The organism is Rufibacter aurantiacus (assembly GCF_017916345.1).
GTDB lineage: Bacteria > Bacteroidota > Bacteroidia > Cytophagales > Hymenobacteraceae > Nibribacter > Nibribacter roseolus.
In genome coordinates this window covers 356,948-375,028 of sequence record NZ_JAFMSV010000002.1, presented here as the reverse complement: position 1 = coordinate 375,028, position 18,081 = coordinate 356,948, and the positions used below count along the sequence as shown (strand labels likewise).

General features: G+C 54.2%; 15 protein-coding genes. 5 read left to right on the top strand and 10 right to left on the bottom strand.

What is annotated here, in order from left to right:
* Nucleotides 1-25 precede the first annotated feature (25 nt).
* Both J3P34_RS06980 and meaB read right to left on the bottom strand, forming a co-directional pair.
* Entirely contained in the window at nt 26-622 is a 597-nt protein-coding gene (locus J3P34_RS06980) for a tetratricopeptide repeat protein (protein WP_210487404.1), read from the bottom strand.
* A gap of 14 nt (nt 623-636) precedes the next feature.
* On the bottom strand, nt 637-1,620 hold the full coding sequence (gene meaB, locus J3P34_RS06975; RefSeq protein WP_210487402.1) for a methylmalonyl Co-A mutase-associated GTPase MeaB: 984 nt from the start codon (nt 1,618-1,620) through the stop codon (nt 637-639).
* A 209-nt stretch (nt 1,621-1,829) separates the two neighbouring features.
* On the opposite strand from meaB, the gene J3P34_RS06970 reads away from it, so the two are divergent.
* The gene (locus tag J3P34_RS06970; RefSeq protein WP_210487399.1) at nt 1,830-2,519 is read left to right on the top strand and encodes an NADPH-dependent F420 reductase; all 690 of its coding nucleotides are present in this window, start codon (nt 1,830-1,832) and stop codon (nt 2,517-2,519) included.
* Nucleotides 2,520-2,559: 40 nt separating this feature from the next.
* Here J3P34_RS06970 and J3P34_RS06965 read toward each other — a convergent pair whose 3' ends face one another.
* Nucleotides 2,560-3,726 (bottom strand): YncE family protein, encoded by a 1,167-nt coding sequence (locus J3P34_RS06965; protein WP_210487397.1) that lies wholly within the window; start codon nt 3,724-3,726, stop codon nt 2,560-2,562.
* 280 nt (nt 3,727-4,006) lie between these two features.
* Between J3P34_RS06965 and J3P34_RS06960 the strand changes: the two genes are divergently transcribed.
* Nucleotides 4,007-4,438 (top strand): STAS/SEC14 domain-containing protein, encoded by a 432-nt coding sequence (locus J3P34_RS06960; RefSeq protein ID WP_210487395.1) that lies wholly within the window; start codon nt 4,007-4,009, stop codon nt 4,436-4,438.
* A gap of 108 nt (nt 4,439-4,546) precedes the next feature.
* Here the strand turns inward: J3P34_RS06960 and J3P34_RS06955 are convergent, their stop codons facing one another.
* From J3P34_RS06955 to J3P34_RS06940, 4 genes are all read right to left on the bottom strand, one after another.
* Entirely contained in the window at nt 4,547-7,117 is a 2,571-nt protein-coding gene (locus J3P34_RS06955) for a zinc-dependent metalloprotease (RefSeq protein WP_210487393.1), read from the bottom strand.
* A 220-nt stretch (nt 7,118-7,337) separates the two neighbouring features.
* The gene (locus tag J3P34_RS06950) at nt 7,338-8,015 is read right to left on the bottom strand and encodes a hypothetical protein (RefSeq protein ID WP_210487391.1); all 678 of its coding nucleotides are present in this window, start codon (nt 8,013-8,015) and stop codon (nt 7,338-7,340) included.
* A 217-nt stretch (nt 8,016-8,232) separates the two neighbouring features.
* Complete coding sequence (gene scpA, locus J3P34_RS06945; protein WP_210487389.1) at nt 8,233-10,365, bottom strand: methylmalonyl-CoA mutase; 2,133 nt, start codon at nt 10,363-10,365, stop codon at nt 8,233-8,235.
* A gap of 350 nt (nt 10,366-10,715) precedes the next feature.
* On the bottom strand, nt 10,716-12,551 hold the full coding sequence (locus tag J3P34_RS06940) for a methylmalonyl-CoA mutase subunit beta (protein ID WP_210487387.1): 1,836 nt from the start codon (nt 12,549-12,551) through the stop codon (nt 10,716-10,718).
* Nucleotides 12,552-12,892: 341 nt separating this feature from the next.
* Between J3P34_RS06940 and J3P34_RS06935 the strand changes: the two genes are divergently transcribed.
* On the top strand, nt 12,893-13,642 hold the full coding sequence (locus J3P34_RS06935; protein WP_210487385.1) for a DUF72 domain-containing protein: 750 nt from the start codon (nt 12,893-12,895) through the stop codon (nt 13,640-13,642).
* On the opposite strand, the gene J3P34_RS06930 is transcribed toward J3P34_RS06935, so the two are convergent.
* The 3 genes from J3P34_RS06930 to J3P34_RS06920 form a co-directional block, all read right to left on the bottom strand.
* Entirely contained in the window at nt 13,639-14,028 is a 390-nt protein-coding gene (locus J3P34_RS06930; protein ID WP_345890338.1) for a YkvA family protein, read from the bottom strand. The genes J3P34_RS06935 and J3P34_RS06930 overlap by 4 nt on opposite strands.
* 134 nt (nt 14,029-14,162) lie before the next feature.
* The gene (gene ctlX / locus J3P34_RS06925; RefSeq protein WP_210487381.1) at nt 14,163-15,119 is read right to left on the bottom strand and encodes a citrulline utilization hydrolase CtlX; all 957 of its coding nucleotides are present in this window, start codon (nt 15,117-15,119) and stop codon (nt 14,163-14,165) included.
* Nucleotides 15,120-15,374: 255 nt separating this feature from the next.
* Complete coding sequence (locus J3P34_RS06920; RefSeq protein ID WP_210463786.1) at nt 15,375-15,605, bottom strand: hypothetical protein; 231 nt, start codon at nt 15,603-15,605, stop codon at nt 15,375-15,377.
* Between the two features lie 618 nt (nt 15,606-16,223).
* Between J3P34_RS06920 and J3P34_RS06915 the strand changes: the two genes are divergently transcribed.
* Together J3P34_RS06915 and J3P34_RS06910 are read left to right on the top strand one after the other, a co-directional pair.
* Nucleotides 16,224-16,994, top strand: coding sequence for a 5'-nucleotidase C-terminal domain-containing protein (locus J3P34_RS06915; protein WP_210487379.1), 771 nt, complete (start codon nt 16,224-16,226; stop codon nt 16,992-16,994).
* Between the two features lie 117 nt (nt 16,995-17,111).
* Nucleotides 17,112-18,047 (top strand): bifunctional metallophosphatase/5'-nucleotidase, encoded by a 936-nt coding sequence (locus tag J3P34_RS06910; protein WP_210487378.1) that lies wholly within the window; start codon nt 17,112-17,114, stop codon nt 18,045-18,047.
* Nucleotides 18,048-18,081 lie beyond the last annotated feature (34 nt).

Here is an 18,081-nt window from a genome sequence, read left to right as displayed (position 1 = left end):
ACTTGAGCTCAATGAACGCCGGGTTCTATGGGTAATTGGTGTAGCCGCGCTCGGCCAGTTTGATTACCTCGTTGAACTGCTCTTTCTTAGACAGGACCTTGATGCGCTTGGTCAGGATAGACTCATCGAAGCCTTGCTGCTGCTCCATCTGGTCCAGCAGGGCCAGGGCTTGGGTGTAGTTCTCCTTCTCCAGTTCATCATCGAAGCGCAGGTCCAGGGAGAACGGCAGGTTGGGGTCGTGCTCTTTGAGCCATTCCAAAGCCGTGGTGAGGGAGGTTCTGTTTTCCTCGCGCTGGTAAGCCTCCAGTTGGCGCATCACGATGAAGCTGCTGTTGGGCACCAGTTTCTGGGCCTGGCGGTAAACCCGGCGGGCATCGGAGGTTTTGTCATTGCGCAGATAGGTATGGGCCAGCATAAGCTTGGGCAGTACCTGGTTGGGGTTGTCCTGGGTTTGTTTCTGGAAGAATTCCTCCACGGCCAGCGTGATAGGAGTAGGTGTGGCGCTGGTGTCTTTGGTATAAGCCTGGAAAGCGGCGGTGGAGGTGAGGCCCTGCACTGGGTTTCCTTTCTCATCGGTGAGGCGCACCATGAAGTTGGAGCGGCCGGCGTAGCTTTCGCCCACCTGCACCAGAAGGGTTACGGCAACAGCCGGAACAACTCTGCAGCCGCGGCAAAGGGCGATTTCTGTCCCTGCGTCACCCGCCCCGAGACTGCTTCCCACTGCGCCTTCACCGCCGGATGCTGGTAGAACCGTTCCTCCAACTGCTGCCGGATGCTGTGCCGCAACCAGTGCAAATTCTGCTCTTGTCGCCGATGCTGGAAATAGCCGTTTCCCTGCGTGAGCTGCACGTACTCCGTCACCGATTCCCAGATAGGCGCCAGGCCGCTTTTCTCAAACGCCGAGCAGACCGTTACCCGGGGGCTCCACTTGGACGCACCCAACGGAAACAGATGCAACGCGCCCTGGTACTCGGCCTGGGCACTGGTGGCAGCGGAGAGGTTGGCACCATCGGCTTTGGTGATAGCGATGGCATCGGCCATTTCCATGATGCCTTTCTTGATGCCCTGCAGTTCATCCCCGGCGCCGGCCAGCATCAAAAGCAGGAAGAAATCCACCATCTCGTGCACCGCCGTCTCCGACTGGCCTACGCCCACCGTTTCCACGAAGATTACGTCGAAGCCCGCCGCCTCGCACAGCAAAATGCTCTCGCGGGTGCTGCGCGCCACTCCGCCCAATGTTTTGCCGGCCGGTGAAGGCCGGATGTACGCCTTGGGATTAGCCGAGAGCGTTTCCATGCGGGTTTTATCGCCCAGGATGCTGCCGCCCGTGCGTTGACTCGTTGGGTCAATGGCCAGCACCGCCAGCTTTTTGCCGTGCTGCTCCAGCAGGTAATTCCCGAAAGCCTCAATAAAGGTGCTCTTGCCCACGCCCGGCACGCCCGTAATGCCCACCCGCACTGATTTCCCTGCGTGCGGCAACACTTTCTCCATGACCTCATGGGCCAGGGCTTGGTCAGAAGGCAGGGTACTTTCCACTAAGGTTATGGCGCGGCTCAGGAGCACCCGGTTCCCGGACAGAACTCCGGCGGCATACTCGTCTGGGGAAAATCTTTTAGGCACTCGTTTAGGGGCTGTTTTCAGAAAAGTACGCGAAAAATACGAAAAGGGCAGCTAAGAATATTTGGACGCCCTGGTAAGGAGGGTTTACGGGAGCTGGAGTGGAAAAGGCTTTGGCCTGGGAACAGGTGGGTATACTTTAAGGAACCCATCCCCGGATAGGGGTAAGGCAATAGTAGGCTGTATTAATTACAAATAAACTATTCATAGAAATGAAAGTAGCTATTATTGGAACCGGGCGCATGGGCAAGGGCCTGCTCAAGACTTTTTACCAGGCCTACGGCCAAAATGTATTGTTTACGGGCCGAGACGTAGCGCACGCCCAAAGGACCATAGAAGACCTTGGCCTTTCTATACAGGCCGTGACCCTGGAAGAGGCACTACAAGCTGATGTCATCATTCCCACCTTATGGTTCAGCGACCTTTTGCCTTGGGCGCAGGAACATAAAGAGGCCTTGAAAGGGAAAATAGTCATTGACATCTCCAACCCCTTCAATGAGAATTTCGATGATTTCACCACAGCCTATGACACTTCCGCGGCCGAGGAACTGCAGAAAGTCATTCCCGCCAGCCAGGTGGTTACTGCCTTTAAGAATACGTACTGGGTGGTATTTGATGCCCCGGTGCTGCAAGGTCTGAAAAGCGATGTGTACGTAGCCTCTAACAGTGACCAGACCAGAGAAACCGTGATGCGGTTACTGAAGCCGATGCCCTTCAGGATTCTGGATGCTGGTTTATTGAAAAACAGCCGCACCATTGAACGCATGACACTACTTTCCTCAGAACTGGCCAGGAAAGCGGGTAGTCACCCCAGAATCTCCTTTAACCTGTGGGGACTGGAGCATGAAGGCTTGCCCAAAGAAAAGCAAGACAAAGCCGCTGCCCTGAACCCGGTCTCATAACTTAGGAACCTAACCCGCAAAGGAAAAGCGAAGGCTAACCTTACTTGGTTGGCAGCACGGCACTGGTGGAGGGGGCCAGGTTCTGGAAATAGAAGGCTGGGAAATTAGGTAGGCCCAGCGCGCTTTTCTGATCACCAAGTTTGATGCCGGCGTCTTTGTAGTCGCAGGCCTCGCCCAGGGCGTTGGGGTTCCGGATCACGCCCAGCCAGGTGCTGTTGTTGCGGGCCACGTAGATGCGGCCATCCGGACCGAGTTGCAGGGCGCCGATTTTACGGCTCATGCTTTTGGCCACTTGTTTGCCCGAGTGGATGATGGCGTCATTGGTGCCGGCTGCCAGATCGAACTGGAAGATGCGGGCCTCGCCGCCGGCAATGCCGTTTTTACCGCCGTAGAGTTTGGTGCCATCGGGGGAGAATTCCACGCCGTAGGCTTCGTCAAATTTGCCTAAATCCACGGCCAGGGCCAGTTTGCCGTTCTCGTTGTTGAAATCAAAGACCTCAATTTTGTTCACCGCGGCCCAGGTAGCCACCGCCAGTTTATTGCCGGCCGGCGAGGCTTTCATGTACCCGATGGTGGCGCCGTTGTCACCGGAGTGGATGCTGCCCAGGTGGCTCTCCACGGGTTTGAAGGTGATGCCATCGGCGGTGACCAGGTAGGCGTAGAAGGCCGAGCTGTTCCAGCGGTGCGTGATGATCCAGAAGTCGCGGCCGTTGCGGTGTTTCACAGCGGTAAGTTTCTCGGTGACGGGGGCGAAGACCAGGTTGTTTTTGGAGACTACTTCACCCAGGCCGCCGTTGCGGCTCAGGTCAATGAGGTGGTACTGCAGGCCGTGGCTCTGGCCCTGGAAATCGGTGGTGAAAAGGTAGTAGAGGTGGGAGGTGCCGGGTTTGGGCACAATCACCGAGGACTGCGTGGAAGACTCGTGGCCTTTGAGCGAATCGCCGTTGGCCATGATCTGCTTGTTGCGGTTCCAGACCTGCATGCCGTTGGTGTAGAACAAAAGGTTGCCCAACGCATCGGAGAGTACGGCGCAGCCTTCCTCACTGAACATCTTGCCGTCTTTGAGCGGCTGCGGATTGGCGGGGTCTGCGAAAGACAGGCCGGCATTGTGCCCGAAATACCAGGTGGTTACTTCTTTCTGGGCCTGCGCTGCCAGGGAAAGAAACCAGAAAGGAACCAGGAGCAAAAGTCTATTGATATTCTTCATCTTCACGTAAGCAACGCTGTTTCAACAGCAGAATTCAAAGATTAGGCCAGAGTCTAAATAACGCCCCCGCCGGAATTCTATTGGGGATAAACGAAGCTTTTTAAGGGAAATCCCTCTTAGGGGACGTAACAAACTGGCGCCTAGGTTTCTTCTTGGTGGTTTTTCCCTCAAAATCAGACGCACCGGAGAACCTAATCAGGCAAAATGTTGTAGCTTGCCTAAGAATAGGAACAAAGAACCAAGGAAAAATTATTCTGCTATTCATCCCATGCCGTCCTCTATGAAGCAAGAAGTAAGAAATTCATTGGGTAAGCTCTTTCTTACCACCCAATATGAGCTGGCGCACCACTGGGTCTATAACAACTGGATCGGGTACCAATCCTTTGACAGCATTGTGCAGGGCGCCAATGTCTGCCTGGGGCTTATTGCTGCTTCGGGGAGTGCCTGTCTTCTCAACGATAACCGGGAGGTGCTGGGTCCCTGGAACCATGCGGTGGAGTGGATTGCGTCTGACTGGACACCTCGTGCCGTGGCCAATGGGCTGCAGTACTTTGCCCACGTGGTCAGCGACGACTCCCTGGCCAAAGTCTCCAGCGAGGAAATGCACCAGAAAGTGGAAGGGTTTGAGATGCGGATGTTCTCAGACATAGAAGAGGCCAAAAGCTGGCTCAATGCTAAGAAAAAGCTGGTGCCCAGCCAGGCCGGAAAGTAAAGCGATTTGGGGCTGTTTTCTGAAAAGAAGCCCTGAAATGAAAATACAAGGCATAAAAAAAGCGGCTCCGTTTAGGAGCCGCTTTTTCTGTTTAAGGCCAAAAGAAGCTTAGCTTCTTGGGTTCAGGGCTTCGTTGATGCGGTCAGAAAGATCCAGCAAGTGGTAGTTGCTCAATGAATCTGCCTGGTTAGCCGCCGATGCTTTGATCAGGTTGTTAATGTTGCGCAATTCGGCTTTGGCCACGGAAACCACATCGCTGGTGCGGGCATCCATGGTTGGGGCAGCGTTACCGCCTCTGCCGCCTTGGGCTGCCTGAGCACCCGCTGCAGCCGGAGCCGGTTTCACCAGGTCAATCAGTTCCTGCACGTACATCTTCTGCAGGTTACGGCGGTACACGTCAATGGCCTGCTTGTTTTTCACTTCTCTGAAGATAGAGCCGTTCATGTCATTGAAGAAGTCGGTTACCTTGTAGGCCTTGTCACCGTCCATGGCTTCTGCCGCGATGAGCTTGGTTAGCGTGTTGTTGCTGATGAGGCGGTTCAACACGGCCTGCTGGCTGCGCGAAACCACTACCATTGGGTTAGTGCCGGTGTTGTTGAGCACGTTTGGCGCCAGTAACCAGGTAGGGGTAGAGAACAATTGCTTGTCCAGGAACGTCATGGCTTCTTTCTGGGTGGCAGCCGGAGTGCGCTCATAGATCACGCCTTCCTGCTCTACCGTTTTGGGGTTCTCATAGATACCACCTACGTTCTTGGCTACGTGGCCCATGTACCGGTTGAACTGGGTCGTCAACTGACCGTACATTATTTCCAGGTTCTCATAACCTTCGTTTTCTTCTTTGGTCCACTCCGGGAGTTTGGCCAGGATACGCTGCAGGTTTTTGATGCCGTACTCAGAAGCTTTCATGGCGTTATCACCCAAGTCTTCGTTCTGAGAGTGTGGGTCATCTGGGTTGATCTCCGTCCCGAACCAGTTGCGGCGGTTCTTCAGTTTCTCCATGGTCATTTTGTTGAGCATAGGAATCTCGGCCGTTGCGTTTTTGGCGTTAGGCAGAACCCGGTAACCCCACTCAATCGCCCACAGGTCATAGTCGCCAATTCTTGGGTAAATGCCTTTGGAGGTGATGTTGTCTTCTGGCTGGGCCACGTAGTTGAAACGGGCATAGTCCATGATAGACGGGGTGTGGCCGTTCTGCTCCACCCATTTCTTGTTGCGCAGGTTCTCTACCGGCACCGTTGAGCTGGAGCCGTAGTTGTGGCGCAGACCAAGCGTGTGGCCTACTTCGTGCGATGACACAAAGCGGATTAGATCACCCATGAGCTCGTCTGAGAACTCCATTTTGCGGGCGCGTGGGTCAATGGCGGCCGTCTGGATGAAATACCAGTCGTGCACCAGTTTCATCACGTTGTGGTACCAGTTGATGTGGCTTTCCATGATCTCGCCACTGCGTGGGTCAGAGATGCTTGGACCACTGGCGTTGGAAATCTCAGAAGGCTTGTACACGATAGCCGAGTGACGGGCATCGTCCAGGCTCCAGTTCGGGTTTTCTTTCGCAGAAGGCGCTTCTTTGCCTATGATGGCGTTTTTGAAACCGGCTTTCTCAAACGCTTTCTGCCAGTCGTTCACGCCGGCGATCAGGTAAGGCACCCATTTCTTCGGCGTAGCCGGGTCAATGTAGAACACGATGGGCTCTTTAGGCTCCACCAGCTCGCCGCGCTTGTATTTGGCCATGTCTTTTTCCTTCGGCTCCAGTCTCCAGCGTTTCACCATCTGGATTTCTTTCACGCCCTGCGGATTGGCATCGAAGTCTGTGTAGCCTACGGTAAAGAAACCAACGCGCGGGTCAAAGTAACGCGGCTGCATGGGTTTCTTAGGCAATACCACCATTGAGGTATTCACCTCAATGGTAGAAGAACCGTTCAAGTTGGAGTTAGCGGCACCTGCGCCGGCCGGAGCCGCCCCGAAACCGGTGGTAGGAGGGGTGAGCACGTACGTTTTCACGGAAGTTACTTCCACGTTCTGCGGGAAGCTGCGCACGTTCTGGATATAGCTGCGGTCTGGGATGAAGTTACCCAACCGGATGCGGGTTTTAGCCGCCGCGTTGCTGAACGAGAAAATCTCGTTCTCGCCTTTGATATAGTCAGTGACATCTATCACGCTGCCTTTGTTGCCGGGGCTGTACGCAGCCACGTTGAAAGCAGCCACAATGGCCTGCACGTTGGAGCGCTGCACGCTCTGGTACATAGACTTGGTGCTGTCTGGGCTGTAGGTGGCGTAAGAGATTTTGCGCATGAAGATGCGGTCATCTGGACCTTTCTCAAACATGATCACCGAGGACCCAATCTGGTCACCGGCGTACCCTGAGGCGGCGCGTACTTCGGCACCGGCTTTGGAGATACGGTTCACCACCAGAATCTCACGGCCCAGCACGGAGTCTGCCAGCTCAAAGAAGTACTTGTCTTCTACTTTGTGGGTCTTGAAAAAACCAGACTTGGATTGGGCTTTGTCGGTGATGACATCGGCGTAAGCCTTGGGTTTGGCTTTCTGGTTTGCAGTGCCTGCCATACCGGCGGCCCCGGCTACCCGACGCGTAGAATCGGCGGGCTGGGTCCGACCCTGGGCCATGGCTACCCCGGCGAAGGAGGAAACCAGCCCCAGCGTCAATAAGAATTTCTTCATACTAGGTTTGCTTGTAAGTTGTGTAAAGGGTTGTGTTTGGTGTGGAACTCACGCAGCCTTAGACAAAGCTTACAATCAGAAGGTTTAATGCCGGAAAGAAGAAAAGTAGAAAAATCTGAAGAAGTGGGTTTAGGGGCCATTTTTAGAAAACAAGGCCTAAAACAGGACTATTTAAGCAGGTGAAATCTGCACCCTCAGGGCCTTGATGAAGGGGCAAGGCTTATACTGCTTGTATCTGATAGGTGATCTCTGCATACTTATTGCCCTGGGTAATGAGCCCTTCGGTCACGCCCAGTGCATCAAAGGTGTTGTCAAAGGAACCCTGTACCAGGAACAGCTGATCATCTTTGTTCGCTTTCAATAACTTGGCCGTCAACGCCAGGACGAAATCTGTGGCTCCGGAAATCAATGCAATCTGTGGCGCTCCCAGGGTGGTGATACCGGCAATGGCGTTTTTGAAGTTTTGGAACTGCTGGTTTTCCTGTACTTCCGCTATCACCGTTCCCATGTCTCTGGCGCCACCGTCAAACTCCATCACCATGAGGCGGTAGTCTAAAAAGCGGGGGATTTTGCCAGGAGTGTTTCGGTAGCAGGTCAGGCCCTTGGGCCCCAGATCCAGGTGCGATTTATTTTTTACATTTTCAAAGACCATGGTCTGCAACTGCAAAGGCTCTGCAGAGGCATCATCTGCGATGACCGTAACCACGTAAATCTCACCCCGGCCAATCTCCCTTTTCCGCTTGATGTACACATCCTTGAGCTGGAAACGGATATCAGTGGTGGCAGGAGGGAGGCCCGTTACGCCAATGAGGCTTTCTTCCGTGGCTTCCTGGCTGAATACCATGTCCCTAATGCGTTTAGAAGGACTGACAATTACATCTGGGGTAAAGGCTTCCATTAGAGTATAGATTTTGTTTATAGCTTATTTTATGAAAACTGCCCTGAAAACGCACCCTCTTTCAGGCAAGACGGCTCCTAAGGATATACTGTCATTGTTTGCGCTGGGAATAGCATCTGGTTTATGAAATGTAATGAAAAAGGGGATGGCAATAAATACCATCCCCTAGAATTTTTAACTGATTGGTTAGGCCTCATCAAGGCAATTGCTGCAACGCTTACCCCTTCATCAACTTCTCCAGAATCTCCTGCGCAGCCACGCTGATCACGGTGCCAGGCCCGAAAACCCCAGATACCCCGGTATCATACAGGAACTGGTAATCCTGCGCCGGAATCACGCCTCCGGCGATGACCATGATGTCCTCGCGTCCTAGTTTCTTCAGTTCTGATATCAAAGCCGGAATCAAGGTTTTGTGTCCGGCAGCGAGGCTGCTCACGCCCACCACGTGCACGTCGTTTTCGGCGGCTTGGAGGGCTACCTCTTCTGGGGTTTGGAACAGCGGACCCAAGTCCACGTCAAAGCCTAAATCTGCGAAGGAGGTGGCGATGACTTTGGAGCCGCGGTCATGGCCGTCCTGGCCCATTTTGGCCACCATGATTCTAGGTCGACGCCCTTCCTGTTCCGCAAATTGGTCGGCGAGGGCCTGGGCCTTGCCGAAGTTCTCGTCGTCTGAAATCTCTGAACTGTACACGCCGGATATGGATCTGATGGTGGCCCGGTGACGGCCGAATACTTTTTCTAAGGCATACGAAATCTCGCCCAGGCTGCAACGCACGCGAGCGGCGTCTATGGCTAACTCCAGCAGGTTGCCATCGCCGGTCTCGGCGGCTTGGGTAAGCGCATCCATGGCGGAGAACACGGCGGCCTCATCACGGTTCTCGCGGAGCTGGGCAAGACGGGCCAACTGGGCTTCGCGCACGGCGGTGTTGTCAATATCCAGAATCTCCAGGTGCTCCTCGGTCTCGGGACGGAACTTGTTCACGCCCACAATCACGTCTTTACCAGCATCAATGCGCGCCTGCCTCCTGGCCGCGGCTTCCTCGATGCGCATTTTGGGCAGACCGGTTTCAATGGCCTTCGCCATGCCGCCCAGGCGCTCTACCTCCTGAATCAAATCCCAGGCGCGGTGCGCGAGTTGGTGCGTGAGGGCCTCCACGTAATAAGAGCCGCCCCAGGGGTCCACGGTTTTGGTGATGTGCGTTTCCTGCTGCAGGTAAATCTGGGTGTTCCGGGCAATGCGCGCCGAGAAATCGGTGGGCAAGGCGATGGCTTCGTCCAGGGCGTTGGTGTGCAAACTTTGGGTACCGCCCAGGGCGGCTGCCAAAGCCTCCACGGTAGTGCGGGCTACGTTGTTGAACGGGTCCTGCTCGGTCAGGCTCCAGCCACTAGTCTGGCAGTGCGTGCGTAGGGCCAGGGATTTGTCGCTTTTGGGGTTGAACTGCTTGATGAGTTTGGCCCACAGCATACGGGCGGCGCGCATCTTGGCAATCTCCATGAAGTGGTTCATGCCAATGGCCCAGAAAAACGACAACCGTGGCGCGAAGGTGTCAATGTCCATGCCTGCGGCCAAACCGGTGCGAACGTATTCCAGGCCATCCGCCAGGGTGTAGGCCAGCTCCAGATCGGCGGTAGCCCCTGCTTCCTGCATGTGGTAACCCGAGATAGAGATGGAGTTGAACTTGGGCATGTGGCGGGAGGTGTAGGCGAAGATATCGGCAATGATCTTCATGCTGGGCTCCGGCGGATAGATGTAGGTGTTGCGCACCATGAACTCCTTGAGGATGTCGTTCTGGATGGTGCCGCTCAGCTGCTCCGGCTTCACGCCCTGTTCCTCGGCAGCCACAATGTAGAAGGCAAGGATGGGTAGCACGGCCCCATTCATGGTCATAGAAACGCTCATCTGGTCCAGCGGAATCTGATCGAACAGAATCTTCATGTCCAGAATGGAGTCGATGGCCACTCCGGCCTTGCCCACGTCGCCCACCACCCGCGGGTGGTCAGAGTCATAACCCCGGTGCGTAGCCAAGTCAAAGGCCACCGAGAGCCCTTTCTGCCCGGCAGCCAGGTTGCGGCGGTAGAAGGCATTGGATTCCTCGGCGGTGCTGAAGCCCGCGTACTGCCGGATGGTCCACGGGTTTTTGACGTACATGGTGCTGTACGGCCCGCGCAGAAACGGTGGCAGACCCGCGGCGAAATCCAGGTGCTCAAAGGCGGCCGTGTCTTCTTTGGTATAGAAGTTCTGCAGCGGCAGGCGCTCAGCGGTTTTCCAGGTCTTGGGCTGCGCTTTGGGCTCGTTTCCTAAAGTAGAGCCCTGAAACGTAAATGGTATCTTGGTGAAATCTGGTTTCATGTGTTTGTATCATGTAGCAGGTATCTAGATGCCTGCATGAATTATCATTGGTACAGTTCCGGCTGTTTCCCGCTTTGGCCGCCCTTATTTGTCCTCTTGAAAGGATCTTGTGGGCGAACTGAAATTCAGGCAACTAAGTGCAAGAGTCTCCGTTTCGGGTAAATTGGCTTTGTCAATCTTACTTGCAGTTATCCAAAGCAGGGGATACTATTTCATTGCTCTTGTCTTTCCAGTTCGCCCACAAGATCCTTCCAGGAGGACAAGTAGGAGGGAGGTCTCCTCATGGAGAGGATTGTATCAAAACATTAACTCAGAACTCAAGACTCAGGACTGATGACGCGCCCCGCGCGTCAAACACCCAAGCGCTCCTGAATGCGGGTAATAATTTCCTTCGTATCACAGCCCCTGAAGAGGAAATCATCAAAGCCATTGGCCTGGAGCTCTTCTTTCAACTGCATGGGGTCATCAGCTAGGATCAAGGCCGGGCCCTGACGGTGTTGCGCGCGCATGCCTTTGGCGAAGGCCTCCGCGAACTCATTGAACTGGCGTTCCGGTGCGGCCATGACAATGACCTGTACATCCAGATCCTTTACTTTGGCCAAAGCAGTGGGAACATCCTCAAACTTGAGTACCTGGGTGGTGAAACCCGAGCAGGTAAAGAACTCCCGGGCGAAGGTGGCATGGATGTGTTCCTGTATGGCCGTGCCCATGTGCACCACCAGGGCGTGCGGACGCCGGTTTTTCTTCCGGAAGTGCAGCTCGGTGGCCAAACGCATGACTTCATAGGAGTACGCCCCACGGGTATTGTCAAAGTGCTTGCTCTGGATCAGCTTCTCGGGGTCATACTCATGCTGCTCCTTGGGGTTGGGGAACTTGTTCGTGCCCACAATCACCTCTTTGGCGCTGGCAATGTCTTTGAACTTCTGGCTGCTGGTTTCCTTGATCAGCTCCTGGATGAAACCGGCGTTGGAGGCCGGGATAAAACCTCCCTGGGCCTCAATCTCCTGGAACAGGGCCCAGGCTTTCAACGCTATCTGCCGGGTAAGGTACTCTATGTAATAAGAACCCGCCGCCGGGTCAATGGCCTGGTCCAGGTAAGCTTCTTCCTTGAGGATGATGGGGATGTTACGGGCGATGCGCTCACTGAACTCATTGTCTTGCCGGAAGGTGGAGTCAAAAGGCTCTACCTCTAAGGAATTTACGCCGCCAAGGATGGCGCTCATCATCTCGGTGGTGTGGCGCAGCAGGTTGGTGTGCGGGTCCAGGGTGGTTTGGTGCCAGCGCGAGGTGGAGGCATGGACGCGTAAGGCCGAGGCCGCTTCGGTGGGTACCTCGTAGGCTTCCACTACCTTGGCCCACAGCAACCGGATGGCCCTGAACTTAGCAATCTCAAAAAAGTAATTGGTGCCTGCGGTCAGGTGAAACTGCATGTTCCGGAAAACACTCTCCGCCGGCAGGCCTTGCTGGGTGAGGCCGTTGGTGTAACACACAGCAATGGCCAGAGTAATAGCCAGCTCCTGCACCAGCGTGGCCCCTTTGTTACTGAAGTGCGATCCGTTGATGGTGAGGGCGTAGAAGTTGGGCGCATCCAGGGTTTGTTCCAGCAAGTGCATGGCATGCTCCATGTCCAGCTGCTTATAGCTCTCCGAGGACAGAATAGGGGAGCATTTCAGGAAACCGTTAAGCGTGGCCAACGAGATCCTTTTGCGGTGCAAACCGGTGGTAAGGTGGTGGAGAAAATTAGCCGCCTCGGTGGAAACGGTATAGGAGACCGGCACTTTGGTCAGGTCAATCTCCTTGATGAGGTAGTCCACGTCAAAATCATAGCCGTTCTCCATGATGAAATGGATGCCATCTGCCCCGCGGGTGAGCGCCGCCGCAGCTTTGTCTATGGCTTCGCGGCCCTTGCCCGAGGAGAAGATGGGCTGCAGGTTCACCCAACTGTTCTTGTCGGTTTTGGCGGTGCGCAGGTACGGGAACTGCCCCGGAGTGGTGTTGAGGGTCCCACTCTGCGGCACGTTTGATTGGGTATAAAAAGGCGCGACGGTGATACCTTCGTAACTCTGCCAGTGCAGGTCGGCGAGGTCGGCTCCTTTCAGGTCTTGTTTTATTTTGGCAACCCATTGCTCGGCCGTAACCAGGCCAAACTCGGGGAATAATGCCTCAGATGAGGTAGGGTTTGTCATAAAGAAGGCAGGCGTATGATGTGGTAAAGATAGCTTTTTGCCTGAACTGTTCTACGGCTGCCGCCTGGTTTGCGATGAGCGTTTTACCCCTGTTTTAAGCAAAACAGGCCCTAAATGAGCCGGGTGTCTGTCAATTACCTGCATTTTCTTTTTGCTGAAGGTGAAAACAGCTTTACCTCCCTCATTTTTTAGCAGCTGGGTTTGAAATACGGGTAAACTGGCTTGGGCCTGGTTCTGTTCTTCTGCTTTAAAATTAAGAGGTTCCTGTTTGTAGGCTGATTTTCTCGAAAGAGGCTCAAAGTGGTCAGAACCTCCCGCCAGATTCTGCGTCTGTATGCAGCATGGATATTGCACAAGATCAATTATACATCGGTACCTCAGGCTGGAGTTATGCATGGCGGGGGATTTTCTACCCGGAAGACATCAAATCGGCGGAGATGCTGCCTTTTTACGCCCAGCACTTCAACTGCACCGAGGTGAACAGTAGCTTCTACCATTTCACCATGGAGAAAACCATCCTGAAGTGGCTGGAAAGCACCCCTGCCCACTTCAAGTTCGCGCCTAAACTGCACCGCTCCATCACCCATGAGAGCCGCCTGCAAAACATTGAGGACCCCTTGCGCAAGTGGATGGACCGTTTCCTGCTCATGGGCGAACGCTTAGGCCCTGTGCTGGTGCAACTACCGGGTTCTTTTCACTTTAATGAACTCATCGCGAAGCACTTTTTCACCCTGCTCCGCAACCTGTACCCCACCACTGTTTTCGCGCTTGAAGTACGGCATGCGTCCTGGCACACCGAGGAAGTCCTGGAACTGCTGGAGGAATTCAATATTTCATTAGTGGTGATCAGTGCCGGGAAGAAATGGCCAGCCTTGGCAACGGCTACCACAGATACGGTCTACATGCGTTTGCACGGCCACGAGCAACTATACCGGGGCGCCTACCCCGAGGAGGAACTGGAGCGGTTTGGCTACATGGCGCAGGATTGGCTACTAGATGAGAAAACTGTCTGGTGCTTCTTCAACAACACCATTGGGGGCAACGCCACGTCAGACGCGAAGAAACTGCAGCAGGTGATCCTGAATCTTTAGCGGTTCTGGTACCAGCGCCAGGCCCAACTTCCGGCCCACCAAAGCGCCAGCGCCCACAAAAGTATAATAACAGCGGCGGCCCATTTGCTGTGTTTGAACCGAGGTCTTCCTTCCAAGGCTATTTTCTGGCGGTATTCTTCCATTATATCGGCTGGCAGCAATTTAATGGTAAGCCAGACGCCCAACGGAAGCAGCAGCAGGTCATCCACATAACCCAGAACCGGAATGAAATCAGGGATCAGGTCAACGGGGCTGAGGGCATAGGCCACGGTAAGGGCGCCCATGGCTTTAGCGGGCCAGGGCGTTCTGGCATCCTGAATGGCTAGCGCCACCGCCCAGACATCGGCCTTCAGGCGTTTCGCCCACGTTTTCAGTTTCTGCCACACTAATATTAGACGGTATTGCCCTGTAGGGATGGAAAGTGTTTTAGGCCCCATTTTCAGAAGATGGGCTGTAAACAGGATTGCTGATTGTTCATTGCTGATTGTTGTTTTTTCGATCAGCAATGAACAATCAGCAATTAAACGAAGATTTCAGCCAGCATGCAGCGGGCGCTTCCGCCGCCGTGGGCTTCAATGGTGCGCAGATCAGAGCGCACAATCTTGGTGCGCGCGTTCAGGTCTTCAAACTGGTCTTTGCGCAGGGCCTTGTAGCCTTTGTCTGACATCACCAGCACCGGTTCGCCGGCCTTGTTGCGGACCTGCAGCATGTTGCCCGCCATTTTCTTCACCTGGGCCAAAGACAGGTCGATGATCTCCTTGCCCGTGTCCACCAGAGCCTCAAGTAAAATCCCCTGTTCTTCCTCATCTTCAATGGCTTCCAGGCACACGAGCGCAAAATCGGCGCCTATGCTCATGATCACGTTGGTATGGTAGATGGGTAGGCCGTTGGCGTCCACCGCATGAAACACGATGGGGCGGAAGTCCAGCGCTTCGCAGAAAGCCTGCAGGGGCTCCATGTGGGTGCGCTCTGAGAGGCATGCGTAGGCAATTTTGTGCTGGCGGTCCAGCACCAGGCTACCGGTGCCCTCCAGGAACTTGCCTTCGTTCTCAAAATGGGTGAGGTCTATGACCTGAGTGAAGGGCAGGCCGTGCTCTTCCTTAAGTTGGGTTAGCAGATCAGGGTGGCGCTCCAGGCGCCGGGTGGGGGAGAGCATGGGATACAAAACCACTTTGCCGCCTTTGTGGAAGGAAATCCAGTTGTTGGGGAAAATGGCATCAGGGGTGGCCGGGTCTTCCACATCGTCCAGAACTACCGCGTCTATACGGGCGGCCCACAGTTTTAACAGGAACTGGTTGAACTCATCCAGGGCTTTCTGCTGCACCTGGGCGGTGGCACCCGCCGGCACCTCCTGCTGGAAAGCGTTGGTGGCTGCGGTCTCGGGGTTGGCCCCGAAATGGGCGGGGCGCACCAGCAATACCTGAGAGGCAAGCGGCACGTTGGCGTGGGACGGTAGTTTGTTTTCTGGTTGTTGCATGGCAAGGCCTGGTCTTTGGGTTCTGCAAGATACGGCAAAACGATGAACCACGCACTTTGCCCGGCAGAAGGCGGCACCTTAGGGATTGGAGTGATTGTAATTTGAAACCAACGGGTGTTTAAGGCCTGTTTTCCGGAAATCGGCCTTAAAAGAGAATCCCCGTTCCCGGGCTTTTCAGGCCTTGGAAACGGGGAAGATGGTGGGGATATGGACGCTTTGCGGTTAAACTAAGGTTACTTAAGTGCAGGGGCCTGGTTACTGCTGCCCGGCTGCCGCGGATCTGTTACGCCAGAAATACCGGAAGCAACGGCCCATGATACCTCTGAAACGCTTGGGGAAAGTGGCCCGGCACCAGCGCTTCAACTCCCGAATCTCGTGGGTGAGCAACAACCGAAGGCATTTCCTGAACTCTTTTTCAAATAACACTACATCAAAACTAACTTTCAGTAAAATGAATTTACTGTACTGCAAATAGGATGTGGTCATAGTAGTGATGGTTTTTTGATTGGGTGATGGATGGTGAAAAGTCTGAAAGCCCCAACTTTCCCTTCTACGAAAATCAAAGAAAAAGAGTAGTCCGGGGAATCAGGTAGAACCTTGTGTTTTCCTGTATTTACGTTGAAATGGGCAGGAAACGGGGGTTCCGTGCGGGTAGTGTAGTACGGGCGAGTGGAAGATCAGTTTCGCCGGGTGCCCGTGCCGTGACCAGCGGCGAAACGTATTGGGATAACGCGCCCCAAAGCGGGGAAATTGCCATGGGCGAAGGCCATTGGGGCGTATGTGCTTTGTCATCAGGCCGGTGCACAGGACATGGGTTCTGAAACAGTTGGGGCTGCCGGTTTCCGCATTCTGGAAGAAGAGTCCTGATGTTTTGGGCCATAATTGGTCTCTGCGCTTGTAAACCTATTGCATACAATTCTTAACCGAAGTGCAACAAGTATAGAAATAAACTAATTAAAAGTCAAGGGGTTAAAGGGGCAATGGCTTTGATAGGATAATGGCCTTTAAACCTGGTTTTGCCGTAAGATAGCCTTGTGAAGACCTAAACGCGGTTGGGTTTTTCAGGCCATGGCCCGTACCTTTGTTAAAATTCAGTATTAATACATGTCTTTATTTTCGGATTTCCGTACTCGTCACATTTCTCTGAGTGTGGGAGTAGCCCTGGCACTGACGGGCTGCCAGAAAGAGTTGGTTCCATCCGCCAGTCTTTCCCCCACCACCGATATCCCGGTCAATACCCAAATCACCCCAGATTCCACTGCTGAGCGCACTATCACGCCCTACCGCACACGGGTAGACCAGACCATGAACGAGGTGATTGGCCAGGCCCCCGAAGCCATTAACCGCGGTGAGATTGAGTCGCCGCTGGGCAACCTGGTCGCTGACCTGAGCCGCACCCAGGTAATGGCCGTCTACGGCAAACCCATTGACATGGGAGGCATGACCAACGGTGGCCTGCGCAACCCCATAGACCAGGGCCCCATCACCGTAGGCGACGTGTTTGAGCTTATGCCCTTTGAAAACGAAATGCTGGTTCTGACGCTCTCCGGCGCCACCGTGAAGGAGATGTTTGACTTTGCCGCGCGCACTAAGATCCTGTTCGTGGCCAATGCCACCTATACCCTGCGCAACGCCAGGGCCGAGGAAATCACCATCGGGGGCAAGCCTTTTGACATCAATAAGACCTACACCCTGGCTATCTCAGATTACCTGGCCAACGGTGGAGATAACATGGGTTTTCTAAAAAATGCCCTCAAAGTAGAAAAAACCGGTCTGCTGGCCCGTGATGCCATCATGAAAGAAATCAAGCAACGTACCGCCCAGAACAAACCGGTAACCGGCGGCAAAGACGGCCGGGTGAAAGTGGTGAACTAGATTTGAAGATTTGAAAATTTGGAGATTTGAAAATGATTCTTTCATCCCTACATCTTCAAATTCCCACTACTTCCAATCTTCAAATTTCCAAATCCCCAAATCTCCAAATTTGAAAAGATGAATCGTCGCGATTTTATAAAGAATACGGTGGCTGGAACGGCGGGTCTGGCTTTGTTGGGCTTGCCGAGCCTGGGCAATGCGGCTGCTGCCCCTATCAAACTGACCATTCTGCACACCAATGACATGCACTCCCGCATTGATCCGTTCCCCAATGACGGGCGCAAGAACGGAGGCATGGGCGGCATGGCTCGCCGGGCAACGCTGGTGAAGCAGATCAGGGCGCAGGAACCCAACGTGCTGCTGCTGGACGCCGGTGATATCTGGCAGGGAACACCTTATTTCAACTTCTTCGGGGGAGAGCTGGAGTACAAACTCATGACCCAGATGGGCTATGACGCGGCCACCCTGGGCAACCATGACTTTGACAATGGCCTGGAAGGGCTGGAGAAGCAGTTGCCGCACGCCGGTTTCCCGTTCATTATCTCTAACTATGATTTCACAGACACCATTCTTAAAGGCCGTTTCCAACCTTATAAAGTGTTTGAGAAGGAAGGCGTGCGCGTGGGCGTGTTCGGGCTGGGTATCCAGTTGGCTGGTCTGGTAGCGGATAATAACTTTGCCGGCACCAAATACCTTGACCCTGTGGCGACGGCCCAGAAAATGGTGAAAACGCTGCGCGAGCAGGAGAACGTGGATTTGGTGATCTGCCTCTCGCACCTGGGCTACACCTATGAGTACGACAAGATCAGCGACCGCAAACTGGCCCAGCAGGTGAACGGCATTGACCTCATCATTGGGGGCCACACCCACACGTTCCTGGATGAGCCCGAGAAATTCACCCACGCAGACGGGCACGTGACCCTGGTGAACCAGGTGGGTTGGTCGGGTATCAACCTGGGCCGGATAGATTTTTCTTTTGATAGAAAAAGCAGGTCAAAAACGGCTAGCACGGCTTCTGTGCTGCCTTTGAATGAGAGTGTCATAAATTCGTAATCTTCAAGTTTTTTTCTCTCAACTTTTTTTCCAT

Bases quoted from the DNA above. Each gene is read 5' to 3' on its own strand.
- J3P34_RS06965 (WP_210487397.1), bottom strand. From the start codon at position 3,726: ATGAAGAATATCAATAGACTTTTGCTCCTGGTTCCTTTCTGGTTTCTT.
- J3P34_RS06960 (WP_210487395.1), top strand. From the start codon at position 4,007: ATGAAGCAAGAAGTAAGAAATTCATTGGGTAAGCTCTTTCTTACCACC.
- J3P34_RS06915 (WP_210487379.1), top strand. From the start codon at position 16,224: ATGTCTTTATTTTCGGATTTCCGTACTCGTCACATTTCTCTGAGTGTG.
- J3P34_RS06970 (WP_210487399.1), top strand. From the start codon at position 1,830: ATGAAAGTAGCTATTATTGGAACCGGGCGCATGGGCAAGGGCCTGCTC.
- J3P34_RS06940 (WP_210487387.1), bottom strand. From the start codon at position 12,551: ATGACAAACCCTACCTCATCTGAGGCATTATTCCCCGAGTTTGGCCTG.
- scpA (WP_210487389.1), bottom strand. From the start codon at position 10,365: ATGAAACCAGATTTCACCAAGATACCATTTACGTTTCAGGGCTCTACT.
- ctlX (WP_210487381.1), bottom strand. From the start codon at position 15,119: ATGCAACAACCAGAAAACAAACTACCGTCCCACGCCAACGTGCCGCTT.
- J3P34_RS06955 (WP_210487393.1), bottom strand. From the start codon at position 7,117: ATGAAGAAATTCTTATTGACGCTGGGGCTGGTTTCCTCCTTCGCCGGG.
- J3P34_RS06935 (WP_210487385.1), top strand. From the start codon at position 12,893: ATGGATATTGCACAAGATCAATTATACATCGGTACCTCAGGCTGGAGT.
- J3P34_RS06920 (WP_210463786.1), bottom strand. From the start codon at position 15,605: ATGACCACATCCTATTTGCAGTACAGTAAATTCATTTTACTGAAAGTT.
- J3P34_RS06910 (WP_210487378.1), top strand. From the start codon at position 17,112: ATGAATCGTCGCGATTTTATAAAGAATACGGTGGCTGGAACGGCGGGT.
- J3P34_RS06950 (WP_210487391.1), bottom strand. From the start codon at position 8,015: ATGGAAGCCTTTACCCCAGATGTAATTGTCAGTCCTTCTAAACGCATT.